20 protein-coding genes are annotated in these 24,944 nt (G+C 67.0%); 4 read left to right on the top strand and 16 right to left on the bottom strand.

Features of this window, described 5'->3' with window-relative positions:
* Positions 1-19: 19 nt before the first annotated feature.
* Both B9N72_RS04895 and dsbD read right to left on the bottom strand, forming a co-directional pair.
* On the bottom strand, positions 20-1,102 hold the full coding sequence (locus tag B9N72_RS04895; protein ID WP_085275310.1) for an AI-2E family transporter: 1,083 nt from the start codon (positions 1,100-1,102) through the stop codon (positions 20-22).
* Between the two features lie 338 nt (positions 1,103-1,440).
* A complete protein-coding gene (dsbD, locus tag B9N72_RS04890) occupies positions 1,441-3,231 on the bottom strand; it encodes a protein-disulfide reductase DsbD (protein WP_085275309.1) in 1,791 nt (596 codons plus the stop codon).
* Positions 3,232-3,388: 157 nt separating this feature from the next.
* Between dsbD and B9N72_RS04885 the strand changes: the two genes are divergently transcribed.
* Positions 3,389-4,198, top strand: coding sequence for an alpha/beta fold hydrolase (locus tag B9N72_RS04885; protein WP_085275308.1), 810 nt, complete (start codon positions 3,389-3,391; stop codon positions 4,196-4,198).
* A gap of 74 nt (positions 4,199-4,272) precedes the next feature.
* Here the strand turns inward: B9N72_RS04885 and folE2 are convergent, their stop codons facing one another.
* From folE2 to B9N72_RS04820, 13 genes are all read right to left on the bottom strand, one after another.
* Entirely contained in the window at positions 4,273-5,067 is a 795-nt protein-coding gene (folE2, locus tag B9N72_RS04880; RefSeq protein ID WP_085275307.1) for a GTP cyclohydrolase FolE2, read from the bottom strand.
* 88 nt (positions 5,068-5,155) lie between these two features.
* Positions 5,156-6,451, bottom strand: a complete 1,296-nt coding sequence (locus B9N72_RS04875; RefSeq protein ID WP_085275306.1) for an MgtC/SapB family protein — start codon at positions 6,449-6,451, stop codon at positions 5,156-5,158.
* Positions 6,452-6,469: 18 nt separating this feature from the next.
* Positions 6,470-8,326: a 1-deoxy-D-xylulose-5-phosphate synthase gene (gene dxs / locus B9N72_RS04870; protein ID WP_085275305.1), complete on the bottom strand. Its 1,857-nt coding sequence runs from the start codon at positions 8,324-8,326 to the stop codon at positions 6,470-6,472.
* 20 nt (positions 8,327-8,346) lie between these two features.
* On the bottom strand, positions 8,347-9,243 hold the full coding sequence (locus tag B9N72_RS04865; protein WP_085275304.1) for a polyprenyl synthetase family protein: 897 nt from the start codon (positions 9,241-9,243) through the stop codon (positions 8,347-8,349).
* On the bottom strand, positions 9,233-9,466 hold the full coding sequence (locus tag B9N72_RS04860) for an exodeoxyribonuclease VII small subunit (protein WP_014087782.1): 234 nt from the start codon (positions 9,464-9,466) through the stop codon (positions 9,233-9,235). The genes B9N72_RS04865 and B9N72_RS04860 overlap by 11 nt, the downstream gene beginning before the upstream one ends.
* A gap of 125 nt (positions 9,467-9,591) precedes the next feature.
* Entirely contained in the window at positions 9,592-10,272 is a 681-nt protein-coding gene (locus B9N72_RS04855; RefSeq protein ID WP_159453017.1) for a TIGR02466 family protein, read from the bottom strand.
* 269 nt (positions 10,273-10,541) lie between these two features.
* A complete protein-coding gene (locus B9N72_RS04850) occupies positions 10,542-13,019 on the bottom strand; it encodes an efflux RND transporter periplasmic adaptor subunit (protein WP_085275302.1) in 2,478 nt (825 codons plus the stop codon).
* A gap of 220 nt (positions 13,020-13,239) precedes the next feature.
* The gene (locus B9N72_RS04845; protein ID WP_085275301.1) at positions 13,240-13,422 is read right to left on the bottom strand and encodes a hypothetical protein; all 183 of its coding nucleotides are present in this window, start codon (positions 13,420-13,422) and stop codon (positions 13,240-13,242) included.
* Between the two features lie 24 nt (positions 13,423-13,446).
* Positions 13,447-13,629 (bottom strand): hypothetical protein, encoded by a 183-nt coding sequence (locus B9N72_RS04840; RefSeq protein ID WP_085275300.1) that lies wholly within the window; start codon positions 13,627-13,629, stop codon positions 13,447-13,449.
* A 541-nt stretch (positions 13,630-14,170) separates the two neighbouring features.
* Positions 14,171-14,821, bottom strand: a complete 651-nt coding sequence (locus tag B9N72_RS04835) for a response regulator transcription factor (RefSeq protein ID WP_159453016.1) — start codon at positions 14,819-14,821, stop codon at positions 14,171-14,173.
* A gap of 553 nt (positions 14,822-15,374) precedes the next feature.
* Positions 15,375-16,484, bottom strand: a complete 1,110-nt coding sequence (locus B9N72_RS04830) for a WD40/YVTN/BNR-like repeat-containing protein (RefSeq protein WP_085275298.1) — start codon at positions 16,482-16,484, stop codon at positions 15,375-15,377.
* A 15-nt stretch (positions 16,485-16,499) separates the two neighbouring features.
* A complete protein-coding gene (locus B9N72_RS04825) occupies positions 16,500-16,769 on the bottom strand; it encodes a MoaD/ThiS family protein (RefSeq protein WP_085275297.1) in 270 nt (89 codons plus the stop codon).
* Positions 16,770-16,854: 85 nt separating this feature from the next.
* Positions 16,855-17,748, bottom strand: coding sequence for a DMT family transporter (locus tag B9N72_RS04820; protein WP_085275296.1), 894 nt, complete (start codon positions 17,746-17,748; stop codon positions 16,855-16,857).
* Positions 17,749-17,843: 95 nt separating this feature from the next.
* Between B9N72_RS04820 and B9N72_RS04815 the strand changes: the two genes are divergently transcribed.
* The 3 genes from B9N72_RS04815 to B9N72_RS04805 all read left to right on the top strand — a co-directional run bounded on the left by B9N72_RS04815 (position 17,844) and on the right by B9N72_RS04805 (position 23,885).
* Positions 17,844-18,632, top strand: a complete 789-nt coding sequence (locus B9N72_RS04815; RefSeq protein WP_085275295.1) for an AraC family transcriptional regulator — start codon at positions 17,844-17,846, stop codon at positions 18,630-18,632.
* 192 nt (positions 18,633-18,824) lie between these two features.
* A complete protein-coding gene (locus B9N72_RS04810; RefSeq protein WP_085275294.1) occupies positions 18,825-23,174 on the top strand; it encodes a DEAD/DEAH box helicase in 4,350 nt (1,449 codons plus the stop codon).
* A gap of 291 nt (positions 23,175-23,465) precedes the next feature.
* A complete protein-coding gene (locus B9N72_RS04805) occupies positions 23,466-23,885 on the top strand; it encodes an Hsp20/alpha crystallin family protein (RefSeq protein ID WP_200810875.1) in 420 nt (139 codons plus the stop codon).
* Positions 23,886-24,100: 215 nt separating this feature from the next.
* Here the strand turns inward: B9N72_RS04805 and B9N72_RS04800 are convergent, their stop codons facing one another.
* Entirely contained in the window at positions 24,101-24,802 is a 702-nt protein-coding gene (locus B9N72_RS04800; protein ID WP_085275293.1) for a pirin family protein, read from the bottom strand.
* Positions 24,803-24,944: the final 142 nt, after the last annotated feature.

Below are 24,944 nucleotides of genomic sequence, written 5' to 3'. Positions count from 1 at the left end.
GTGTTCCGGCCTGTCGTTTTCAGGGGCGTTCCGGCTTGGTTTCGGCCTCTTCGTCGTTGTTGAGCCAGAACTGGAACAGCGAGAAACCGATCGCCAGCAGGGTGGGGCCGATGAACAGGCCGATGATGCCCCAGGCCAGGAGGCCGCCGATGACACCGAGGAAGATCAGTGACAGCGGCAGCTTGGCGCCTTGGCTGATCAGCAGGGGCTTGAGTACGTTGTCGATGGTGTTGACCAGCAGGAAGCCCCACAGCAGCAGGAACACGCCCATGCCGGTGGCACCGGTATAGAACACCCAGCCGGCTGCCGGCAGCCAGACCAGCAGGGTCGGCAGTTGGGCCACGGCGATCACGAAGCACAGGAAGCCGAGCGCCAGCGCGCCGGGCACGCCGGCAATCAGCAGCCCGATCACGCACAGGATGGTCTGGACCAGCGCGGTGCCGACCACGCCGGTGGTGACGCCGCGGATCGTGCGGGCCACCACTTGGGGCAGCTCGCTGGCCGAGGCGCCGCCCAGCTTGTTGATGACGCGCTCGGCGATGCGCCACAGGGCCTCGCCGTTGGCAAGCAGCAGGCCGGCGACGATGATGGCCATGACGATTTCCAGCAGGCTCACCCCCAGCATTGCGCCACGACCCAACAGCCACAGGGCGCCCTGGTTGATCCACGGCTTGAGCCGGGCGAGCAGGCCGGGCAGGTCGGTTTGCGCCGTGACCCAGTACTGGGTGAGCGCCTCGCCCATCAGCGGAATCTTGCTCAGCCAGGCGGGAGGGGGCGGCAAGGTGAAGTTGGCCAGGCCGTGGGCGATGCCGTTCAGGTGGGGCAGGGTATCCGTCAGCGTCAGCACCATCAGCCCCAGGGGAACGGCCAGCGCCAGGCCAAGCAGGAGGACCACCAGCAAGGCTGCGAGCTTGCCGCGCCCGCGCAGGCATTGGGTCAGGCGCTGGTACAGCGGCCAGGCGGAAATGGCGATGATCACCGCCCAGGTCAGTGCCCCGAGAAAGGGCAGGATGACCTGCAGGCAGGCCCAGACCAGGAGCGCAACGATGGCGACTCGTAGCACGGCCATGACGCCGATTCCGGCAAAACCCTTGTCCAGCATGAATGAACCCCGTCGGGTAAGAAACAAGCCGTCATTCTAGCCGGGAGGATCAGGCTTGTCCGGCGGGCACGGCAGCCGGTGCGGCTTAAGAGCCTGTTCAAAGTCTTTTTCCGACTGCGCTAGATGCTAGGCGGACGGTGCAGGCCTTAGTCATTCTAAGGTCAAGCCGTCCAACACCGCAGCTGGCCGTTTGCCGGGCCAGCCCTTCGGGGCCGGGTACTGCCGGCGCATCGCGTTGTCGTTCGTCCCTGGCAGTGAATGACACTGCGGCGGGACTCTCTTCTAGCGCTGCATCCGGCAGTACTCGGCCGCAGCCGCAAAAAGACTTTGAACAGGCTCTAAGGCACCAGTTTTTGCAGCCGCTGCAGGAAGGGTTCGGCTTCCATGAAGCCAATGATGCGATCGGCCTCGCGGCTCTGAGCGTTGAACAGGATGATGCCGGGCGGGCCGAACAGCCCGAAGCGCTTGAGCAGGGCCTGGTGCTCAGGGCTGTTGGCGGTGACATCGGCACGGACCAGTACGAACTGACTCAGCTTGTCGGCGACGCGGGCGTTGCCGAAGGTGGATTCGTCCATTTCCTTGCAGGAGACGCACCAGTCGGCGTAGAAGTCGAGCAGCAATGGTTTGCCGCCGGCGCTGGCCAGCTTGGCATCGAGTTCGGCCACGTTGCCGATGCGCTGGAACGCCGGGGTGATGCTGCGAGCCTGGGCGTTGCTGCCGCTCAGCCATTTCAGCGGGTAACGCGGGTTGGTCTCGCCCCCCAGTACGCCGATCAGCTGGGCGGCGCCGATCAGGAACAGCGCGAGGCCGATGGCCTTGCCGATCTTGGCCACCGGGTGGGCGTTGCCGGGCAGGTTCTCGAAGGTTTTGAGGAAGACGGCCGAACCGATGCCCAGCGCCGCCCACAGCAGCATGACTAGGGGGCCGGACAGGAACGGGGTGGCAAGCCAGATCGCCAGGCCCAGCATGACCACGCCGAAGACGCCCTTGACGCCGCGCATCCAGGCCCCGGCCCGGGGCAGGATATGGCCGCCGTAGGTGCCGATCAGGATCAGCGGCAGGCCGAGGCCGAGCGCCATGGCGTACAGTGCCGCGCCGCCCAGCACGGCGTCGCCGGTGGTGCCGATATAGCCCAGCGCCAAGGCCAGCGGGGGCGCTACGCAGGGGCCGATGATCAGCGCGGAGAGCGTGCCCATGCCGAAGACGGTAGCGACCTTGCCGCCGCTGAGACGGTTGGAGGTTTCGCTCAAACGCGTCTGCCAGCTGCTGGGCAGCTGGATCGAGAATACGTCGAACATCGATAGCGCGAAGATCACCAGCAGGGCGCTGGCGGTGAGTACCACGGCCGGCTGCTGCAGCCACACCGTGAGCAGCGACCCGGTCAGGCCGGCTACCACGCCGACGGCGGTATAGGTCAAGGCGAGGCCCTGCACGTAGGTCAGCGACAACTGGAAGCCGCGGCGGCGGGTGAGGGTGTTGCCCTGGCCGGCGATCAGCGAGGACACGATGGGCAGCAGCGGGTACATGCAGGCGGTGAACGCCATGCCGAGGCCGGCCAGGAAAAAGGTGCCCAGGGTCGTCAGCCAGCCCTGACCAGCGAGCCGGATGGTATCGCTCTGGCCGGTGGTGGTGCCCGTTACCGCCGTACTGGTTAGCCAGGAGGGCAGGGTCGAGGCGGTCTGGCCTCCCACGGCGAGGGTCTGGGTCAAGGGCGGGTAGCAGACGCCGACGTCGGCGCAGCCCTGGGCGGTGACTTTGAGCTTGAGCCCGTCGGTGGCTGCCGTCGTGAGCGGCACGGTGATGGCGATTTGCTTGTGGTAGACGTTCTGTTTGCCGAAGAATGGATCGTTTTTCACGTCGGCGGTAGGGAAGACGGGCTCGCCGATCTGCCCGGCGGGGTCCGAGACGATGTGAGTACGGTCGCGGTAGAGGTAGTAGCCGTCGGCGATATCGAAAATCACCCGCAGTTCGTTGCCGTTTTGTTCAAGTCGGGCGGGAAAGGCTTTTTCCGGCGGCAGCAGGTCTTCCTGCGCCACGGCCAGGGCGAGCGTCGCGGTGCACAACAAGGCCAGCAGCAGGGTCAGGCGCTGCCAGAGGGAAAGCGAAGCAGATCGGGTCACGGTCAACATAACGGCATCGTTCTAGGGGCTAGCTGAAGGACCACGGCACGCGGCCCAGGTTCCGCGACGGACGTTTGGGGAACCCACGTCGCCGGGAAAGCGGAGCCGTATGATAGCGCAGCCATCACTGAAATTATCTGACACGAATCAGGGGCAAGGCAAAAACATGAGTGAGATTATTCATTTCGCCCACGCCAACAGCTTTCCGGCGAGCGTGTATCGCAAATTTCTCGCTACCTTGGCCGAACATTACCAGATCGGCTATCTCGACGCAGTGGGGCACGATCCCGCTTATCCGGTGACCGACGGCTGGCCGTATCTGGTGGACGAGTGCATTCGCCACATCGAACAGTATGGCCGGCCGGTGATCGGGGTCGGCCATTCCCTGGGCGGGGTGCTGCTGCTGTATGCCGCCCTGCGCCGGCCGGAGCTGTTCCGCGCGCTGGTGATCCTGGATTCGCCGCTGTTCGGCCCCTTGCGTTCGCGTACCGTCTGGCTCGCCAAGCGCCTGGGGTTCATCCAGAAGATCACGCCGGGCGGCAACCCGCTGCGCCGGCGTGACAGCTGGCCCAGCGTGCAGCGGGTGCGCGAGTATTTTGCCCACAAACCGGTGTTCGCCCGTTTCGATCCGGATTGTTTGGCCGATTACGCCGAATACGGCACCGTGCCCAACGCGCAGGGCGGACGCCGCCTCAAGTTCCGCCCCTTGGTCGAATACCAGGTATTCGAAGGCTTGCCGCATGATTTGCCACGCTACCGCGGTCGTCTCACGGTGCCGGCGCTATTGGTGGTGGGGCAGCAGTCGGGTTTGCTGAAACCGGCCGACCTGGCTTTTGCCCGGCGTCATTTTGGCATGCAGATCACGCAACAGGCCGGCTCGCACCTGTTCCCGCTGGAACATCCGGTGGAAACCGCCCAGCGCATCATGGAGCGGCTGCCGGCGCTGCTGTCGCCGCGCGCAGCGGCCGGCCCCTAGCCATACCGTCCGTGCGTGGCGCACAAACAAAAGCGGCACCCCCCGGGATGCCGCCTGGCTTGCTACGGTAGCGCTCAGCCCTGGCGCTTGTCGCGCTCGATCAGTGCGTAGGCCGAGTGGTTGTGGATGGATTCGAAGTTTTCCGATTCCACCACGTAGGCGTGGATGCGCTCGTCGCGGTCCATCGCGGCGGCAACGTCGCGCACCATGTCCTCGACGAATTTCGGGTTTTCATAGGCGCGCTCGGTGACGAATTTTTCGTCGGGGCGCTTGAGCAGCCCGTACAGTTCGCACGAGGCCTGGTCTTCGGCGATGTCGATCAGCTCTTCGATCCAGACGTGCTCGTGGGTGCTGGCGGTCAGCGTGACGTGCGAGCGCTGGTTGTGCGCGCCGTACTGCGAGATTTTCTTCGAGCACGGGCACAGGCTGGTCACCGGGACCACCACTTTCATGGTGAAGTGGTACTCGCCGTCGCGCAATTCGCCAACGTAGGTGACTTCGTAGTCGAGCAGGCTCTGCACGCCGGAGACCGGAGCGGTCTTGTTGACGAAGTAGGGGAAGGTCATCTCGACGTAGCCGGACACGGCCTCGAGGCGTTGCACCATCTCGCGCACGATGCTCTCGAACGAGGAGACCGAGATTTCGCGCTCGTGCTGGTTGAGAATCTCGACGAAGCGCGACATGTGCGTGCCCTTGAAATGGGCCGGCAGGTGCACGTACATGTTGAACAGGCCGACGGTGTGCTGCACGCCGTTGTCGCGCTCGGCCACCTTGATGGGGTGGCGGATGGATTTGATACCCACCTTGTTGATGGGAATGTTGCGGCTGTCGTGCGAGCTTTGCACGTCAGGAATGGCGGTTTGGTTCATTGCGTTATTGTGTAACACACGAGATGGGTACTTGGCGAGTATAACGCCAGAGCAATAGTTGAGTAAAGAAGTCGGAATTGGCCGATCGTCAAGCGACTCCGGTGCCGAGCAGGAGGAGCCCGCCCAGCATGCCTGCCCCGGAGAGGATGAAGGTGGGCAGGCAGCGCCAGGCCAGGGTGCGTCCGCCCAGGCTCGCGATCAGCCCGAATTTGAACAGGTTGTTGGCAAACACGGCAAGCACCACGCTGATGATCACCTGGCGAATGTCCAGGCGGTGCTCGCCGAACAGGTTGAGCACGGTGAGGGTGATGGGATCGACGTCGTTGACGCCGGAAATCAGCGCCACGGCGTAAATGCCGCGGCTGCCGTAGAGGTCGTGCAGCCAGGCCGAGCACAGCACCACCACGGCGAACATCAGGGCAAAGCCCAGCGCCAGCTTGAGCTCGGTGGGGTTGGATAGCGTCAGTTCCGGATGGCCGGCCTGGCTCTGGTCGTGGCGAAAGCGCAGGAGGGCAGTGATCAGCCCCAGCCCCAGCGCCGGCAGCATCACCATTGCCATGGCGCCCAGCGCCGCCGGCACCAGGATGGCGGCGAGCACGATGAGCCGCAGGAACAGCACGATGTTGGCGAGCAGGATCACAGAGGTGGCGAAACTCAGCGATCCCGGGTTGCTGCGTGCCTCGCGGGCGTAGACCAGGCTGGTGGCGGTGGACGACACCATGCCGCCAAGCAGGCCGAGCCAGGGGCCGCTGGCGCGCTCGCCCAGCAGCCGCACCGCCAGGTAGCCGGTCAGGCTGACGCCGACGATCAGCACCACCATGAGCCAGATCTTGTGCGGGTTGAGCGCAAGATAGGGGCCCATGGCGCGGTTGGGCAGGATGGGCAGGATGATGAAGGTGAGGGTGGCGAACTGCAGCAGCGACAGCAGGTCGCGCCGCTCCAGCTTGCGGGCGATGCCGGTGAGCTCGGGTTTGAGGTAGAGCAGTGCCGTGGCGAGAATGGCGGTGGCGATGGCCAGCTCGCTCTGGTTGTACCACACCAGGGCGCCCAGGCCGTAGGCCAGCATCAGGCTGACCAGGGTGGTGGTGCGCGGTTCCTGTACCTCGGCTTCCTGGTGTCCCTCGGGCAGAAAGCCCAGCGCGATCACCCCGGCGAGCCCGACGGCGATCAGCACCGGGGTGGCGGTCATCTGCCCCAGCATGGTGAGCATCGTGCCCAGCATGGCGGCGAGCGGGAAGGTGCGGATGCCGGCCAGCGGGCGCTGCTTGCGTTCGCGCTCCACCCCCAGCAGCAGGCCGATGGCGAGGCTGGTGACGAAGCGCGGCAGCACTGCGAACGGCGTGCCTTCCAGGTTCAGCCATGCCTCCACGCCGATGCCGCTCATGCCGGCTCCTTAGTCGGTTTATCGCGATGCCAGACGGGCTGCGATGCTCGCTTCGATGCCTTTGGCGTCGAGGCCGCAGTCGGCCAGCAGCAGGGCAGGGTCTCCATGTTCAACATAGTCGTCGGGCAGGCCCAACTGCAAGACCGGGGCGGTGATGCCCAAGGCCTCGATGGCTTCGACGCAGGCCGAGCCGGCGCCGCCCATGACTACGTTTTCTTCCACGGTGACGATCAGCTCGTGGCTTTCGGCCAGGCTCTTGATCAGTTCGGTGTCGAGCGGCTTGACGAAGCGCATGTCGGCCACGGTGGCGTCGAAGGCTTCCGCAGCCTGCAAGGCCGGCGTCACCATGCTGCCGAAGGCGAGGATGGCGACACGGCCCTGGCCCTGGCGGCGGACGTGGCCGCGGCCGATCGGCAGCGCGCTCATCTCGTGCTGGATGTGGGCGCCGGGGCCGGTGCCGCGCGGGTAACGCACGGCGGTCGGGGTGTCGAGCGTGAACGCGGTGTACAGCATCTGGCGGCATTCGTTCTCGTCGGACGGCGCCATCACCGTCATGTTGGGAATGCAGCGCAGGTAGGAGATGTCGAAGGCGCCGGCGTGGGTCGGGCCGTCGGCGCCGACCAGGCCGGCGCGGTCGATGGCGAACACCACCGGCAGGTTCTGCAGTGCCACGTCGTGGATCAGCTGGTCGTAGCCACGCTGCAGGAAGGTGGAGTAGATCGCCACCACCGGCTTCATGCCGTCGCAGGCCAGCCCCGCCGCGAAGGTGACGGCGTGCTGTTCGGCGATGGCGACGTCGAAGTAGCGGTCCGGATGCTCTTTCTCGAAGCGCACCAGGCCGGAGCCTTCGCGCATCGCCGGGGTGATGCCGACCAGGCGCGTGTCGTGCTTGGCCATGTCGCAGATCCAGTCGCCGAAGATCTGGGTGTAGCTCGGCTTGCCGCTGCCCGATTTGCCGCCGGACAGGCCGTTGGCGGGGTCGAACTTGGAGACGCCGTGATACGCCACCGGGTCGTTTTCGGCCAACTTGTAGCCCTGCCCCTTCTTGGTGACGATGTGCAGGAACTGCGGGCCTTTCAGGCTCTTGATGTTCTTCAGCGTGTCGACCAGCACGTGGAGGTCGTGGCCGTCGATCGGGCCGATGTAGTTGAAGCCGAATTCCTCGAACAGGGTGCCCGGGGTGAACATGCCCTTGACGTGTTCTTCGACCTTGCTGGCGATCTCGCGCAGCGGCGGGGCGATGCCCAGCACCTTGCTCGAGCCCTGCTTCATCGCGGCGTAGAAGCGGCCGGACATCAGCTTGGCGAGGTAGTTGTTGAGCGCGCCGACGTTGGGCGAGATCGACATGTCGTTGTCGTTGAGGATCACCAGCAGGTCGAGGTCCATCGCCCCGGCGTTGTTGAGCGCCTCGAAGGCCTGGCCGGCGGTCATGGCGCCGTCGCCGATGATGGCCACGCTCTTGCGCTCGATGCCCTGTGCCTTGGCCGCCGCCGCCATGCCCAGCGCGGCGCTGATCGAGGTGGAGGAGTGGCCGACGCCGAAGGTGTCGTATTCGGATTCCTCGCGCTTGGGGAAGCCCGCCAGGCCGCCTTTCTGGCGCATGGTGTGCATCTGGTGGCGGCGCCCGGTGAGAATCTTGTGCGGGTAGGTCTGATGACCCACGTCCCACACCAGGCGGTCGTGCGGGGTGTCGAAGACGTAGTGGAGCGCGATGGTCAGTTCGATGCTGCCGAGGTTGGAAGCGAAGTGACCGCCGGTCTTGCTCACCGACTCCACCAGGAACTGGCGCAGTTCGCCTGCCAGCTGCGGCAGTTCGTGGCGCGCCAGGCGCTTCAAGTCGGCCGGATAGTTGATCGTGTCGAGCAGCGGGTACATGTGTGCGTGTGTGTGCTGTTTTAGAAGGAGCGGGCGACGATGTAGTCGGCCAGGTCCTTGAGTCGTTGGGCCGCGGGGCCGAATCCATCCAGGGCGGCGAAGGCTTCGTCGCGCAGTTCGCGGGCGAAGGCGCGCGCTTCGGCCAGGCCCATCAGGCTGACGTAGGTCGGCTTGTCGTTGGCGGCGTCCTTGCCGGCGGTCTTGCCGAGGGTGGCGGTGTCGGCATCGACGTCGAGCACGTCGTCGACCACCTGGAAGGCGAGCCCGATGCGCTTGGCGAAGTGGTCGAGCCGTTCGGTTTCCTCGGCCGACAGCGGGGTGCCGGCCAGCGCGCCCAGCAGCACCGCGGCGCGGATCAGCGCGCCGGTCTTGAGGCAGTGCATGTATTCCAGCTCGGGCAGCGACAGGGTCTGGCCGACACTGGCCAGATCGATGGCCTGGCCGCCGGCCATGCCGCCGTGGCCCGAGGCGCGCGCCAGGGTGCGCACCATCTCCAGCTGGGCGGCGGGGGCGACGCCGTCCAGCGGCGTGGCCAGCACGTCGAAGGCCAGGGTCTGCAGCGCGTCGCCGACCAGCAGCGCGGTGGCGTCGTCGAAGGCGACGTGACAGGTGGGCTTGCCGCGGCGCAGCACGTCGTCGTCCATGCATGGCATGTCGTCGTGCACCAGCGAGTAGGCGTGGATCATTTCCACCGCGGCGCCGATGCGCGCCAGGTGCTCGGGGTTGGCCGAAACCAGTTCGCCGGCGGCGTGCACCAGTAGCGGGCGCACGCGCTTGCCGCCGTCCAGCGTGCTGTAGCGCATCGCTTCGTGCAGGCGTTGCGGGGCGGATTCGGGGTTGGGCAGGAGGCGCGCGAGCGCGTCTTCCATGGTTTGCTGGATGCCGGTCATCCAGCCGATGAAGTCGTCATTGGCCATTCGGCAGATCCAGCGTTTTGAGTTCGTTGTTTTCGAGGATTTTCAGCTGCTGCTCGGCGTCGGCCAGCTTGCCCTGGCAGAACTTGATCAGCTCGACGCCCTGCTTGTACGAGGTCAGGGCTGTCTCCAGCGGCATGTCGCCGCTTTCCATCGCCTGGATGATGTCCTCCAGCTGGGCCAGCGAGGCTTCGAAACTGGCCGGGGCTTTGGTGGATTTGGCCATGGCGGTCCTTCCATGTTCTTGGAGTAAGACCGCTATTTTACGGGGTTTGCCCCTCGCCTGTCAGCGCGGGGGAGGTGAATTGTTGACGTGGCCGCCACCTGCGAGCCGCCGACTTGTCGCCGCGCTCAGGGGTTGGTCACGTTGAAGGCGATCGAGATACGCTCGCCCGCCCCCTCGAACGGCTCGACGCGGTGCTCGAGCCAGGCCGGGAACAGCAGCAGCTGGCCGGTGGCCGGCGTGAACGGCAGGCCGAGGCCGTTGCCGACCCATGGCAGGTCGATGCCGGGGGTTTCGTACATCGCCACGGCCGGGCCGCGCGGGTCGCGGAACACGATTTCGCCGCCCTGGATCGGCTGGGGAACGCGCACGTAGTAGACGGCCGAGAGAAAACTGCCCGGATGGCAGTGCAGCACGTTGAAGTCGCCCGCCCGGTTGACGTTGACCCAGCCTTCCAGGCGGAAGCGGTCCTGCTTCTTGCGCCCAGCCGGGCGGAAGTGGTTGAGGAAGGCCTGCACGTGCTGTTCCATGTAGCCGCGGAATGCCTCGACCACGGGTTCGTCCAGCCGGAACAGGTCGTCCGCGTAGTGCCAGCCCCTGGTGTTGGTGCGGTGGCCGGCGTTGCGCTCGTCCTGCATCAGGTGGTGGGCGAGTTCTTCCAGCGGCCCGTTGAGGTTGCGCGGTCCGTCTTCGCAGCAGTAGACCCAGGTCGAGAACAGCGGCATCACGCCGACCTTGATCTGCCGGGCAGGGGCATCGGCCGGGCGTTCTTCCGTGTCGGCGGGAGGGGAGACGGTGGCGGTGTTCATGTGGGGCTCCTGATGTTTATTACGGCTTGGTCGCCTAGAGTCCATCCCAGTAGGTGAGCGAGCCAAGGCAGGTTGAGTGCCGCCAGCGCACAGGAACCGGAATGTACATGGAGTACATGAGGATTCCGCATCGCTGAGCGAATTACTGTGTGCCAATCCATCGCTGAGCCAATCGAAGATTGGCGCGCAGGGATTGGCTCAGCGATAAATTGGCACGCAGGGCACATGAGCCCCGATCAGGGATGCGCAGCAAGATCGGGAACAGGTTCTTACCACCATGACCAGAATTCGACCCGCAGCGTGCTGATCAGATCGTGCCCCAGCACCGCGATCAGCGGCCGGTCGTCGGCCTCGATCTTGGCGACGCCCGTCATGTCGGACTTGAGCTGGCCCTCTGCGTTGTCGATCACCGTCCGGACGCGCACGACTTTCGAGCCGGAGGGGCGGTCGGATACCGCAGTGGCCGGCGAGATACCGGTCACCGTGCCTTCGAAGGTCTCGCCGGCAAAGGCGCGGGCCTTGAGCTGCACCGGTTGGCCGACCCGGACGTCGGCGATGTCCAGCTCGGGTACGGCGATCTCGGCGGTCACCTTGTGCAGGTCGTGGACCTTGGCGATGAAGCCACCCTTGGCGACGTGCTGTCCCACCATTTCCTCCAGTCGCGGCGTGGTGATCACCCCGGCATGGGGGGCACGGATGTCGGCTCGCAGGATCTGGTCGCGCAGGTTGGCGCGGCGCGCCTCAAGGCTGGCGACCTCTGCCGCGCCGGCTTCGATCTCTTCGGGGCGGCTGCCGGCCTGCAGGCGTTGCAGCTCGCGCTCCGCTTCCAGGCGGTTGGCGGTGGCCAGCGCCATGTCCTTACGGCGCTCCTCCTGGTTTTGGGAGCGTACGTATTGCAGCGTGGCCTGGGCTTCTTCCAGTGCCTTGCGCCGGATCACGACATCGGATTCGGCTTCCTTGAGCTCCAGCGGCGAGATGGCGCCACTGCCCTCCAGCGGCTTCATCTGCACGAATTTCTCTTCGGCGAATTTCAGTTGTTCGGCCGCTTTACTGGTGCCGGCCTGAGCCGAGGCCAGGCGTGCCGCATGCAGTTGCACCTCTTCGGCATAGAGCCGCTTCGTCTCGAGTTCACGCGTGCCGGCGGTGGCAAGCCGTTGTCGCAGCAGTGCGATGTCTTCGCTACGGGCGCCGAGGCGCAGCATTTTCAGTCGGGCCTGCCGCTCCTGGATGGTCGCGTCGAGCTGGTCGAGTGCGGACTGGCGGTCGCGGTTGGACAGGCGGGCGATCAGCGCGCCTTTCTCGACCCGGTCGCCCTCCTTGACGTAGATCGCCTCGATGACGCCGTCCACGTCGGGGCGGATGTCGGCGTTCTGGGCCGGCAGCACGGTGAAGCTGCCCGAAACCTTCATCGGCACCGGCAGCACGGTGATCAGCGCCAGGATGGCGGGCACCGCGATGCGGAGTCGCCGCTTTGACGAGTCGGAACCGGCGAGCCCCGAGCGCAGGCGCTCGGGCAGTAGGTGCAGCGACTCTTTGAGTGGATGTCGGAAGATCATGATGAGCAGTCCCATGAAGATCAGAAAGCCCAGTCCCCGGAAACGCTCGACGAGGGACTGGCCGAGCCAGGCGAAGACGTAGCCCAGGAGCAGCACGGAATAGATGCCGGCGAACACGCCGTAGGCGATGAAGATGCGTTTCTCGCGCGCCGTCGGGGTGTCGGCAAAGGCCGGGGCGCCCCACAGCCGGCGCCACACCCCGCCCAGGTAGCGGAAGGCGCGCAAACGCAGGTTGTGGATTTCGACCAGGTCGGCCAGGAAGTAATACGCGTCGAGCTTGATCAGCGGGTTCAGGTTGAGCAGGGTGCGGGCCACGGTGGTGATCATTACCACCAGCGCGGTGAAATGAATGCCGCTGTCGGGGTCGGTCACGCGCCAGACAAGAGTGGCGATCGCCCACAGCAGCATGTCCAGGTACGGCCCGGCGGCGGCCACCCAGAGCCGCTGCGATTTCTTGGCGAACAGCCAGGCATCGTTGACGTTGCAATACACCGCGGGCTGCAAATAGATCAGCATGAACCCCATCTCGCGCACTTGGCCGCCGAAGTGCTTGCAGGTCAGGCCGTGGGCGTATTCGTGGCCGGCCATCGTCGCCAGCAGGGTGAGCCAGGCGTAGGCGAGGGCGTGGAAGTGGTAGAGCTGGGAAAATTCCTCGTGGATGTCCGCGACGTTGCCGACGGTGATGGCCGACGCCAGCAGCCCCAGCAGTGCGCTGCAGACGACGAAGCCGCGCGTGAAGCAGAAGCCGAGCCTGGGCAGCAGCCACGTCAGCGACCGGTCCGGGTCGATGGCCTTGAGCCGCAGGTAGAGCGGGTTGCCGCGGACCCGCCCGCGTGGCGCAGCGAGGGGGCTATCGGATGACGTTTCTTCCCGTTCAAGCAGGCCGATGTGGTGCGCTTGGTTCAGGAATTTTTCCAGCACCTCGGCCGGTAGGGGGCTGCCGAACCGGCTTTCGGCGCGGCGGCAGATTTCCTCGGGGGAGGTGGCGCCGTCGAGCTGGCTGGCGATGAAGTATTCCGACTCGCCAAAGCGGAAGAAGCGTCCGCCCTCCGGCGTGCCGATCACATAGATGGTTCCCTCGCGCGTGTTCTGCTCGCTGATGCGCAAGTCGCGACGCAGGCGCGGGTAGGTGTCGCAAGGATCGTGCGGATGCTCGCTGAACGATTTGCGTAGTGGGGTCGCCGTATCCATGGTCACTCAACCTGGCGAAAAAAACCGCTTTCGCCGCCTCTGTTGCCGGTGAACGCAGCGGTTTCCGGAAGTCGACAGACGGCCTCACGACACCTGCTCGGGCCGCCTGCTCCACCCAGGTGCACCTGGTCGTCGTGGAGGGAGGCCGGCAGGCTCATGAGGCCGTACCGTTCCTTACATGCAGTTGAAACAGCTACTTACCCTGCGGATGCGTCGTCAATTACGGATTGTGAGCGCCGCCGCCCTGGTTACCCGGTTGGCCTTCGTAACCCAACAGGCCGTTCCCTTGGTTCCCTGGCTGGCCTTCATAGCCGAGTTGGCCGACTGCCGTTGGCGCGATCCGCTCTTCAAGCTCTTCGATTTTCAGGTCGAGCTTGTCAACCATTTGGTCCGATTGGCTCATAGTGAACACTCCTTCGGTGCGTCATCAATGACCGCCCTGGTTGCCAGGGTGGCCCTCGTAGCCCAGCAGGCCGGTGTTGCCGCCTGCCTGGTTTCCCGGATGGCCTTCGTACCCCAGCAGGCCCGGAGGCATGCTGGATGCGATGCGCTCTTCCAGTTCTTCGATTTCCAGGTCGAGTTTGTCGACTGTCAGATCCGCTATGGTCATCACTAAAGCTTCTTTCCGTTCAGAAATGGGTTGCAGCCGCGTCCTTTCGCACCTTTCAGATGCTGGGACGCTCTCGCTGCAGCCCCCGTCGGTGGGTTTGCGTGCGTACCTATCGGCCTAACCTCGCATTCCTCTCGGTATGCGTTGCCTCCCTGGTTGGCTTTGCCGGCAGGAAATCCTGGAACCTGTTCACGATCTTGCTGCGTGGCCCGAGTCGGGGCTGGGATGCGCTGGTGCGCGGGGAGGAGTGGGGTGCTGGGTCCCCAAGCCCGTCGATTGCGATCCGCCGAAGGCAGATCGCGACGAGGTTCCTGAAAACACAAAACCGATACACACCCCTCCTTTGGCTTCAACTGCACATCCGCTGTTGCTACCTCAGCAAGGGTCTATGTATCGGGCCTTCTTCTCGTACTTGAAGCTTAGGCGGCGGAGTTGCCGGGCGCAGGAGGGGGGGGGGCCCGTTTTGCCGGGGACAGTTGTACCGAATATGGGGGTGGGGGGCTGGGGCAAACGTCCCTATTGTGGTGGTTAAGGGGGCGGATCAGCCCGGAGGCTGCCCGAGTCCGCATTGGCTGGCATAGGCGAACAGGTCGAGGCGGTTCGCCACGTCCAGCTTGCTGTAGATCCGAGACAGGCGGTTGCGCAGCGTGTGCTCGCTGATGTAGAGCAGGCCCGCCAGCTCGCGGCAGCGGGCCCCGGGATGGTTGACCACGGCGGCGATGATGTCGCGCTCCCGTGGCGTCAGCGTCGCCTGCCGCTGGGTTTCCGGGTCGGGCGGGCTGTTGCCAGCCAATCCCTCGATCAGGTTGCCGGTGGTGATGCGGTCGAGCCAGAACTCGCCTTGATGCACCCTTTCGATGGCCTTGACGATGGCTTCCACCGGCTCTTCCTTGCGCAGGATGCCGTGGGCGCCGTTGAGCACGGCACGCTCCAGCACCTGCTTGTCGCTGACCCCGCTGAGGATGAGCACCTGCCCGTGCGCGTTGTGCAGCAGGTCGGGAATGAGGTCGACGTTGCTCTCGCCGCCCAGTTCCAGGTGCAGCAGGGTCACGTCGGGGTGGTACTTTTCGGTCAGGCTCAACAGCTCTGCATTGCTGATGGCCTTGGCGATGACCTTCATGCGCGGCATCTCGGCGTTGATCAGTTTTTCGAGGCCCCACAGGATGAGCTGGCGGTCGTTGGCCAGCAGCACGCGGATGGTGTGGATGGGGGGGCGCCTGAAAATTGTGCCGTTGCGGAGGGGGGCGGCACCGCTCGGCGGCTCGTCGCCCAGGGCACCGGGCTGCTCACCGGCCAGCCGGAAAGACCACCGTGCCGGCTCGGAGAGGGTAGGGGCAGGGCGAGGCGGGATGGCGCCGGAAGAGTGGGCCGGGGGGCGCTGGCGGGCAGGGTAAGCCGCCCTGGAGGCGGCGGCAACGTGAAAGCCTCCCACCGGCCGATTGCCACGGTGGGAGGCGGGTAAACGCATGAGGGAGTTTCGCACGGCATGTCTCATGCCACGACCATTCTTGTTACTTGTTGCGGCGATGATTGAGTATAGCTGTCGGGGGAGACGCAACAAAAATCATGCTGGCCGGGCCGATACAATCGGCGTGCAGCAAGCCGGTGGGCGCTTGTGGCGGGCGCACGGTTCGTGCCGACCCGCATCGGCAGCCGCGAGACGGGGTCATCCGCCGGGACCGGGCGGGCAGGGGGGGCACACAAGCGCTTCTGTGGGCGGCAAGGCCATGGGCGCGGCCACACGCTCAGCCGAAACGCACGCAATAGATCGGCGGCAAGTGCGCCGACAGACACTGCCAGTGTTCCCCGCCGTCTTCGGTCAGCCACAGCCCGCCGGTGGTGGAGCCCATGGCCAGGCGCAGGCCCGTGGCGTCCACCGCCAGTCCGTGGCGGTAGACCAGGTCATAGGCCGGGGGCGACGGCAGGCCGTCGTCCAGGGGCTCGAAGCTGGCGCCGCCGTCCTGGGTGCGGGTGACGACGAAGCGGGCGTCCACCGGAACACGGCACACGTCCTTGACGGCTGGGACGAACCAAGCGGTATCGGGCTCCAGCGGATGGACGGCGACGGCGAAGCCGAAGCTGGAGGGCTGGGCGAAGAGCCGTTGCCACTGCGCGCCGCCGTCGCTGGAGCGGAAGATGCCATTGTGATGCTGTACCCACAGCGTCTCGGGGGTGCCTGCGCATTGCACCATGCGGTGCGGGTCCTGGATGTTGGGGTCTTCGCGCCGTTCGGGCGGCATGTAGTCGGCCTCCATGCCGGCGCTGGTGCAGTCCCAGCTGGCGCCGTCGTCATGGCTCTGCCACACGCCGCCGCAGGACACAGCGAGGGTGAGGTGGCGGCTGTCGCGCGGATCGACACAGATGGAATGGATGCCGGGGGCGTCGTAGCCGCCGCCGAACCATTCCGTGCGCTCCGGGCGGTCCCACAGCGGGCGGTTCAGCGTCCAGCTGTCGCCGCCGTCGTCGGAGCGGAACAGGCCGCCCGGGATGGTGCCGGCCCACAGTACGCCCGGCTGGTCGGAGCCGCCGGGTTCCAGCGCCCAGATCTGCTGCAGCGACCAGGGCGCGGCGGGCGGATGGTCCGGCAAGGGCTCGGGCAGCGGGTCGGGCTGCGGCGGGTACACCGGCACCGCGCATGGCTCCCATTCCGCGGCGCCGGCGCGGCGCCGCCACAGCTTGACGCCGAAATGGCCGAGGTTGAGGGCGGCGTACAGCGTATCGTCGCGCGGGTCGACCAGCGCCATGCTGACCGGTTCGCCGAGGAAATGGGTTTCGGCCGTCTGCCACCGACCATCACGGTGGTGGTGCAGGATGAACAGCCCTTTGCGCGTGGCAACGAGGAGTTGGTCGTTCATGGGGGGAGTCCTGTATCAGCCGCCGGAGAGCGCCTGCACCACGTAGATGCGGCTGCCGGGGGCAACGTGGTCGCCCAGGCGCTGGCGGTCGCGGATGGCGTGGCCGTCGACGAAGATGGCCATGTGGCGGCGCAACTGTCCCTGGTCGTCGAGGAGGTAGCCGCGCAGTTCCGGCTGGAGTGCAAACACAGCCTCCAGCGCCGCTCCGACGGTCGGCGCGACGACCTCCCGTTCCGGGCAGACGATGTGACGCTGGATGGCGGCGGCGAAGGTGATGTGGGGCATGACAAAACGCCGTGGCGACGGACATCTTCACAGTGTAGGCCATGGTGCCGGGCTTGCCGGTCGGGGCGCCCCGCCGCGCCCGGTCTTACCCCGCCTGCAGCCGCCAGCGCTTCAACACGCTGCCGAAGCCGCCCTGGGTCAGGCTCACCCCGAGCAGGATCAGCCCGCCGCCCAGCCAGTGGTGGGCGTGGATGGTTTCGCCCAGCAGGGTGCTGGCGATCAGGGCGGTGAACAGCGGCAGCAGGTTCATGAAGATGGCGGTGCGTTCGCTGCCCAGCCGTTCGATGCCGCGCATCCAGAAGTAGGCCGCCAGCACCGATGAGGCGATGCCGGCGAACAGCACCAGCCCCACGCCTTGCCGCGGGATGGCCAGGCTGTCGGCGGTGAGCGCCAGCGGAGCCAGCATCGCCACCGCCAGCAGCACCTGCACGTACAGGTTGAACCATGGTCCGAACGGCGGCGCCCAGCGCTTGAGCAGGATGCCGTACAGTGCATAGGCCGTCGATCCGACCAGGATCAGCGCGTCGCCGCGATTGACGCCGGCGGCGAGCAGGCTGGCCGGGTCGCCCCGGCCCAGCAGGTAGAGCACGCCCGCCAGCGACAGGGCCACGCCCAGCACCGCCGCCGGGCCGACACGTTGGCCGAACACCAGGCCGTTCAGCAGCAGGCCCAGGAGCGGGATCAGCGCGCAGATCACACCCATATTGGTGGCGCTGGTGCTGTGCGCGGCGTAATAGGCCAGGCACTGGTACAGCACCATGCCGAGCACGGCCAGCACGGCAAAGCGCGGCAGATGGGGGAGCAGGGCGCGACGCTGGCGCCACAGCGGAGAGAGGCAGAACGGGCTCAGCACCAGCGCGGCCACCAGCCAGCGGTAGAAGGAGATGGCGGCGGGGTCGAACAGCGTGGCGGCGGCCTTGGACACCACGGTATTGGCGGCCCAGATCAGCACCGCCAGCAAGGGGAACAGCACTGGCATGACCGGCTCCTCGGATGGAATGCCGCCAGTGTAGCGCTGTCGTTTTCTCTGCTTATAATGCAAACCGGACAAAACGATGAGGCAAAGCCGACAATATGGACCTGCCTTATAGGGACGCCGACCTGCAGCTGCCGCCACCGGCGCCGCTCCACTTCCGCTATGACCAGTTCGAACCTCATACCGACTTTGGGCTGCACCGGCACCCTTGGGGACAGCTCAATCGCATCAGCCTGGGGCTGATCGAGTTGGAGGTGGATGGTAGCAAGCTGACTGCGCCGGCCGACTACCTGGTGTGGGTGCCGGCCGACCTGCCGCACGCGGCCTACGTGCGCCTGGCGATGGCGTACACCTCGGTCTACGTCGACGACGCGCTGGCGGCGCGCCTGCCGGCCGGACCGTGCCTGATACAACAGACCCCGGTGGTGCGGGCCTTGCTGGAGGATTTCTGCCAGCGCCGCGTGACGGCCATGGCGGGCGACTGGGACGTGCGCCAGGCGGAGCTTTTGGTGGAGCACCTGGTGCGGGCGGGGGCCGAGGACAGCTATCTGCCGGAGAGTGCCGACCGCCAACTGGCGCCGATCCTGCACGCCATCCGTCTCGATCCGGCCGACGCCACCACGCTGGCGCAGTGGGCCGAGCAGGTGCACAGCACCGAACGCACCTTGGCGCGGCGCTTTCAGCGCGAGCTGGGCATGAGCTTCGTGCAGTGGCGCAACCGCGTGCGTCTGCTGCAGGCGCTGGCGTGGCTGAAGGAGGGCTGGCCGGTGCAGGAGATCGCCGCGCGCCTGAGCTACGGCACCGCCTCGGCGTTCATCGCGATGTTCCGCAAGCAGATCGGCTTCTCGCCGGAGCGCTACCGGCGTCAGTTGCGCGGCGAGGCATAGCGGATCGGCGCGGGCGGGCTCGGCTATCGCGGGCCCTCCCAAGGGAGGCGGTGCAAAGCGCATCCCGGCCGTGAGGCCTGCGCACCGAGGCCATATCCTGCCGCCAGTGCCTTCTCAGGAAAAGGGGCGCACCCCATCCTCCTTGCCGGCTGCACTACCATGAAAGCGTCCCCCTTTGCCGTGATGTGACGCGTGAATCCGCTTCCCTTCTTTCATCCGGCGGTGGCGCAGTGGTTCGTCGACACTTTCGCCACGCCTACCGCCGCCCAGGCGCAGGCCTGGCCGGTGATCCAGTCCGGCCGCCACGTGCTGATCGCCGCGCCGACCGGCTCCGGCAAGACGCTGGCCGCGTTTCTCGCCGCCATCGACACGCTGGTGTGCGAGGGGCTGGATGGAGGGCTGCCGGACGAGACGCAGGTGGTCTACGTCTCGCCGCTCAAGGCGCTGTCGAACGATATCCAGAAGAACCTGGAAACGCCGCTGGCCGGCATCGGCGACGTGTTGCGACAGCAGGGCCTGCCCGAGGTGGAAATCCGCACCCTGGTACGCACCGGCGACACGCCGCAGGCGGAGCGCGAGAAGATGCGCCGCCGCCCGCCGCACATCGTGGTCACCACCCCGGAGTCGCTGTACGTGCTGCTCGGTTCCGAGTCGGGCCGCAGGATGCTCACGACCACGCGCACCGTGATCGTCGACGAGATTCACGCGCTGGCGCCGAACAAGCGCGGCTCGCACCTGGCGCTGTCGCTGGAGCGGCTGGCGGCGCTGACCGGGGATACGCTGGTGCGGGTCGGCCTGTCGGCCACGCAGAAGCCGATCGACGAGGTGGCGCGCTTCCTGGTCGGGGCCGCAGCGGAGGGCGGCTCCGCGCCGGACTGCACTCTCATCGATACCGGTCATGTGCGGCGGCGCGACCTGGCGCTGGAGGTGCCGCTCTCGCCGCTCGAGGCGGTGATGTCGGGCGAGGTGTGGCAGCAGGTGTACGACCGGCTCGCCACGCTGATCGATGAGCATCGCACCACGCTGGTGTTCGTCAACACGCGCAGGTTGGCCGAACGCGTCACGCGCCATCTGTCGGAGCGCCTGGGCGAGACGCTGGTGGCGGCGCATCACGGCAGCCTGGCGCGCGAGGCGCGGCTGGACGCCGAGCAGCGCCTCAAGCGCGGGGAACTGCGCGCGCTGGTCGCCACCGCTTCGCTGGAACTCGGCATCGACATCGGCGACGTCGACCTGGCGTGCCAGCTCGGCTCGCCGCGCTCGATCTCGGCGTTTCTGCAGCGCGTCGGCCGCTCCGGCCACGCCGTGACCGGCACCCCGAAGGGCCGGCTGTTCCCGCTGTCGCGCGACGATCTGGTGGAGTGCGCGGCGCTGCTCGACAGCGTGCGGTGCGGCGAGCTCGACCATCTCATCATCCCGCCGCAGCCGCTCGACGTGCTGGCGCAGCAGATCGTCGCCGAAGTTGCCGCGCAGGACTGGGACGAGGACGCGCTGTACCAGCGCCTGCGCCGCGCCTGGCCGTACCGCGCCCTGACACCGGAGGATTACGGCGCGGTACTCGCCATGTTGGCCGAAGGCTACAGCACCCGGCGCGGCCGCCACGGCGCGCTGATCCACCACGACGCGATCAACCGCGTGCTGCGCGGCCGGCGTAATGCGCGGCTCACCGCGCTGACCAGCGGCGGCACCATCCCGGACACGGCCGACTACCAGGTGCTGCTGGAGCCGGAGAACCACATCGTCGGCACCGTGAACGAGGACTTCGCGGTGGAGAGCGCGGCCGGCGACGTGTTCCAGCTCGGCAACAACTCCTACCGCATCCTGCGCATCGAGCGCGGCACGGTGCGGGTGGAAGACGCGCACGGCCAGCCGCCGTCGATTCCGTTCTGGTTCGGCGAGGCGCCGGGGCGCAGCGACGAGCTGTCGCAAGCGGTGGCGCGGCTGCGCGCCGAGGCCGCCGACCGCTTGCGGCTCGACCCGCAAGGCGACACTGCGCTGCGCTGGCTGGCCGACGACATGGGCGTCGGCGCGCCGGCCGCGCGCCAGCTGGTCGATTACCTGGCGGCGGCGCACGCCGCGCTGGGCTGCCTGCCGACACTGGACACCCTGGTGTTCGAACGCTTTTTCGACGCGGTGGGCGGCATGCAGCTGGTGATCCACTCGCCGTACGGCAGCCGCGTCAACCGCGCCTGGGGACTCGCCCTGCGCAAGCGTTTCTGCCGCAAGTTCAACTTCGAGCTGCAGGCCGCCGCCACCGAGGACAACATCGTGCTGTCGCTCACCACTGCGCACAGCTTCGATCTGGCCGAGGTGGCGCGCTATCTGCACTCGGCCAGCGCGCGCCTGGTACTGATCCAGGCGCTGCTCGACGCGCCGATGTTCATCACGCGCTGGCGCTGGGTCGCCTGCATCGCGCTGGCGCTGCCGCGTTTTCGTGGCGGCAAGAAGGTGCCGCCGCAGCTGATGCGCATGAACGCCGAAGACCTGATCACGGCGATCTTCCCGGACCAGCTCGCCTGCGCCGAGAACCTGGTGGGCGAGCGCGAAATCCCCGACCACCCGCTGGTGCGCCAGACCCTGGCCGACTGCCTCACCGACGCCATGGACGTGGCCGGCTTCGAGCGCCTGTTGGCCGGCCTGGAGTCGGGCGCCATCCGCGTCGCGGCGCGCGACCTGACCGAGCCCTCGCCGTTGGCGCTCGAAGTGCTCACCGCCAAGCCCTATGCCTTCCTCGACGACGCGCCGCTGGAAGAGCGCCGCACCCAGGCGGTGATGAGCCGGCGCTGGCTCGACCCCGAGACCGCTGCCGACCTCGGCCGGCTCGACCCCGCCGCCATCGCCCGGGTGCGCGAGGAAGCCTGGCCGGACCCCGCCAACGCCGATGAGCTGCACGACGCGCTGGTGTGGCTGAGCTTCGTCACCGAAGCGGAAGTGGCGGCGCAGCCGGGCTGGGGCGAATGGCTGATGGCACTGGCGCAACAGCGGCGCGTGGCGCGCGTGCAGCGCAACGGCGCGGCGCTGTGGATCGCCGCCGAGCGCTTGAGCCCCTTCCGGGCGCTGTGGCCCGGACTCAAGCCGCAACCGGCCATCAGCGCTCCGCCGGGCGAGGCGCCGCAGGACTGGACGCCGGATACCGCCCTGGTCGAGATCGTGCGCGGCCGGCTCGAAGGGCTGGGGCCTGTCACCTTATCGGCCTGCTCCGCTGCGCTGGGCATGGCGCCGGGTGACATCGCGATCGCCCTTGCCGCGCTAGAGGGTGAAGGCTTCGCGCTGCGTGGCCGTTTCAGCGACGACGCGGCCGAAGACGAATGGTGCGAGCGCCGGCTGCTGGCGCGCATCCACCGCTACACCGTCAAGCAACTGCGTGCCGAGATCGAGCCGGTGGCCGCGCGCGACTTCCTGCGCTTCCTGTTCGACTGGCAGCACGTGGCCGCGGACTCGCGCATGGAAGGGCCGGACGCGGTGGCGGCGGTGGCCGCCCAGCTGGAAGGCTACGAGGCGCCGGCCGGCGCCTGGGAGACCGAGCTGCTGCCGGCGCGCATCCCGGCCTACGAGCCGGCCTGGCTGGACGACCTGTGCCTGGCCGGGCGCCTGTCGTGGGCGCGCCTGACGCCGCGCAGCGTGCAGCCAGACAAGGCCGGCAAGGCCGGCAAGGGCAAGGGGGTGACGCCGGTGCGCACCACGCCGATCACGCTGTTCGCCCGTCGCAACGCCCAGCTGTGGACGCAGCTCGCCGCCACCCCGGATGCTCCGCCGCTCAGTGTGCGCGCCCAGGCGGTGGCCGACTGCATCCGTCAGCACGGCGCCTCGTTCTTCGACGAGTTGCTCGACAGCACGCATTTATTGGGTGTGCAGGTGGAAGAGGCGCTGGCCGAGCTGGTGGCGGTCGGGCTGGTGAATTCCGACAGCTTCGGCGGCCTGCGCGCCTTGCTGGTGCCGTCCGAGCGGCGGCGCCCCAGCGGCGGCAGCACGCGCCGGCGCCACCATCGCACCGTGATGTTCGGCATGGAGGACGCCGGACGCTGGGCGCTGGCACGGCGCGGCGCAGCTTCGGCCAACCTTGACGAGGCGCTCGAGCATGTCGCGCGCACCCTGCTGCGCCGCTACGGCGTGGTGTTCTGGCGCGTGCTGGAGCGCGAGGCCGACTGGCTGCCGCCGTGGCGCGACCTCTTGCGCGTCTACCGCCGGCTCGAGGCGCGCGGCGACATCCGCGGCGGGCGCTTCGTCGCCGGTTTCTCCGGCGAGCAGTTCGCGCTGCCCGAGGCGGTGGGGCTGCTGCGCGAGGTGCGGCGCAAGCCGCCCACGGGCGAGTGGCTGTCGCTGTCCGGTGCCGACCCGCTCAACCTGGTCGGCATCCTGACCCCGGGGGCGAAGCTACCCGCGCTCACCGGCAACCGCGTGCTGTACCGCGACGGCCTGCCGGTCGCCGTGTTCGCCGCCGGCGAGGTGCGTTACCTCGAAACCCTGGACGCCCAGGAACAATGGAGCGCCCACAACGCGCTGCTGCGGCGCCACGTCCCTCCGATGCTGGCGGATTTTTCCTGAGGACCTGTTCACGATCTTGCTGCGCGTCCCTGATCAGAGCTCATGTGCACTGCGTGCGAATCTATCGCTGAGCCAATCTCCGCGTGCAAATCTTTAGATTTGCCCAGCGATAGATTGGCACGCAGCGATTCGCTCAGCGATCGGAAATCCTCATGTACTACTTGTACATTCCGGTTTCTGTGCTGCTTTTCATCCCGCTGAGGGCCGCTCGCGACAGATCGTGAACAGGTTCTGACACGGGAGCCGGCTTGAAAGCGGCGCTTGGAACGCCATTTAACCCCCATGGGAGGCATGAGCACCATGAGATCACGCGACCTGATGTCCTGGATGTGGGGCGACGCCCTGTCCCTGCTGGAGCAGGCCGAGCGGCTGCATTGCCAGTTCTTTCGCAGCACCCCGGCGCGCGCGCCCTGCCTCGAGCCGCCGGTCGACGTGGTGGAGAGCGAGGACGCCATGATCGTCTACGTCGCCCTGCCGGGCGTGCCGGCGGCGGCCATCGTCGTGGCGTTCGAGCCGGGCGGGGTCACGGTGGCGGCGGAGCGGCGCTTCCCCGCCTCCCGCGCTGCCCATATCCACCGCATCGAAATTCCCTATGGACGCTTCGAGCGCCACATCCCGCTGCCCCTGCACATCCTCGAGCCGGCCCCGCCGGAACTGACGGATGGTTGCCTGGTATTGACCTTCAGAAAAGTAAGGGAGGCTCCACGATGAAGCACTGGCCCAAGCAGCAGCACATGCGTACCGACGAGGCCCCGGGGGCGTCCGCCGGCCCCCATCCGCCGGCCGCGGCGCCACTTGCCGCCGGCCGCGGCGCCACTTGCCGCCGGCAGCAAGCGTCTGCCGGACGATGCGATGATCCTCATCCCGCTGCGCAGCGCGGCGCGGCACCCCCGGCTTGGCGGGTGCGCGCTCCACATGCCCGGTTCTTACGGCACCATGTCGAAGAACAGCACCTCGGCCGCTTCGCCCTCGCTCAGCAGCAAGCGCGAATCGCCCTGCACCTTGACGCCATCGCCGGCGTGCAAGGGATAGCCGTCCAGCTTCACGCTGCCGCGCGCCACATGGATATAGCCCAGGCGCGGCGCCGTCTGAACCCACTCGACCTGCTCGTCGCCGTCGATCAGGGCGCTGTAGATCGCCACGTCCTGGCGAATGCTCAGCGAGCCGTCGCGGCCATCCGGCGACACCAGCAGACGCAGCTTGCCACGCTTTTCCTCCACCTCGAAACGGCGCTGCTGGTAGCTCGGACGCAGACCGTTCTGCTCCGGCATCACCCAGATCTGCAGGAAGTGCACCGGATCCTGATGCGAATGGTTGAATTCGCTATGGGCGATACCGGTGCCGGCGCTCATCAGCTGCACGTCGCCCGGCACGATCACCGAGCCGGTGCCCAGGGTGTCCTTGTGCTCCAGCGCGCCTTCCAGCACGTAGGAGATGATCTCCATGTCGCGGTGGCCGTGGGTGGGAAAGCCGCCCCCGCCGGCCACGGTGTCGTCGTTGATGACCCGCAGCGGTCCCCAGCCCATGTGGTTGGGGTCGAAATAGCTGGCAAAGGAGAAGGTGTGGTAGCTATTCAGCCAGCCGTGATCGGCATGTCCCCGTTCGTTCGCTTTCCTGACGTTCAGCATGATCGGCTCCTGTTGGTGGGGCGGTATCGGCCCCGATTCATCATGGTGGTCAGTATGAACGTTATTTTTTCGATTGAATAACGCAAAAAATACGGTTATTTGATCTATTTTTTAGATGTGTTGCGCCGTGCCAGCGCGGTGG

The sequence above is a fragment of the Pseudogulbenkiania subflava DSM 22618 genome (assembly GCF_900177275.1).
In the GTDB taxonomy this organism is placed as follows: Bacteria; Pseudomonadota; Gammaproteobacteria; order Burkholderiales; family Chromobacteriaceae; genus Pseudogulbenkiania; species Pseudogulbenkiania subflava.
This window is presented reverse-complemented; position numbering and strand designations above follow the sequence as displayed.

What these genes read in the sequence shown, in the direction of transcription:
- B9N72_RS04895 (WP_085275310.1), bottom strand. Translation starts at nt 1,102, where the DNA reads ATGCTGGACAAGGGTTTTGCCGGAATCGGCGTCATGGCCGTGCTACGA.
- dsbD (WP_085275309.1), bottom strand. Translation starts at nt 3,231, where the DNA reads ATGTTGACCGTGACCCGATCTGCTTCGCTTTCCCTCTGGCAGCGCCTG.
- B9N72_RS04885 (WP_085275308.1), top strand. Translation starts at nt 3,389, where the DNA reads ATGAGTGAGATTATTCATTTCGCCCACGCCAACAGCTTTCCGGCGAGC.
- folE2 (WP_085275307.1), bottom strand. Translation starts at nt 5,067, where the DNA reads ATGAACCAAACCGCCATTCCTGACGTGCAAAGCTCGCACGACAGCCGC.
- B9N72_RS04875 (WP_085275306.1), bottom strand. Translation starts at nt 6,451, where the DNA reads ATGAGCGGCATCGGCGTGGAGGCATGGCTGAACCTGGAAGGCACGCCG.
- dxs (WP_085275305.1), bottom strand. Translation starts at nt 8,326, where the DNA reads ATGTACCCGCTGCTCGACACGATCAACTATCCGGCCGACTTGAAGCGC.
- B9N72_RS04865 (WP_085275304.1), bottom strand. Translation starts at nt 9,243, where the DNA reads ATGGCCAATGACGACTTCATCGGCTGGATGACCGGCATCCAGCAAACC.
- B9N72_RS04860 (WP_014087782.1), bottom strand. Translation starts at nt 9,466, where the DNA reads ATGGCCAAATCCACCAAAGCCCCGGCCAGTTTCGAAGCCTCGCTGGCC.
- B9N72_RS04855 (WP_159453017.1), bottom strand. Translation starts at nt 10,272, where the DNA reads ATGAACACCGCCACCGTCTCCCCTCCCGCCGACACGGAAGAACGCCCG.
- B9N72_RS04850 (WP_085275302.1), bottom strand. Translation starts at nt 13,019, where the DNA reads ATGGATACGGCGACCCCACTACGCAAATCGTTCAGCGAGCATCCGCAC.
- B9N72_RS04845 (WP_085275301.1), bottom strand. Translation starts at nt 13,422, where the DNA reads ATGAGCCAATCGGACCAAATGGTTGACAAGCTCGACCTGAAAATCGAA.
- B9N72_RS04840 (WP_085275300.1), bottom strand. Translation starts at nt 13,629, where the DNA reads ATGACCATAGCGGATCTGACAGTCGACAAACTCGACCTGGAAATCGAA.
- B9N72_RS04830 (WP_085275298.1), bottom strand. Translation starts at nt 16,484, where the DNA reads ATGAACGACCAACTCCTCGTTGCCACGCGCAAAGGGCTGTTCATCCTG.
- B9N72_RS04825 (WP_085275297.1), bottom strand. Translation starts at nt 16,769, where the DNA reads ATGCCCCACATCACCTTCGCCGCCGCCATCCAGCGTCACATCGTCTGC.
- B9N72_RS04820 (WP_085275296.1), bottom strand. Translation starts at nt 17,748, where the DNA reads ATGCCAGTGCTGTTCCCCTTGCTGGCGGTGCTGATCTGGGCCGCCAAT.
- B9N72_RS04815 (WP_085275295.1), top strand. Translation starts at nt 17,844, where the DNA reads ATGGACCTGCCTTATAGGGACGCCGACCTGCAGCTGCCGCCACCGGCG.
- B9N72_RS04805 (WP_200810875.1), top strand. Translation starts at nt 23,466, where the DNA reads ATGAGCACCATGAGATCACGCGACCTGATGTCCTGGATGTGGGGCGAC.
- B9N72_RS04800 (WP_085275293.1), bottom strand. Translation starts at nt 24,802, where the DNA reads ATGCTGAACGTCAGGAAAGCGAACGAACGGGGACATGCCGATCACGGC.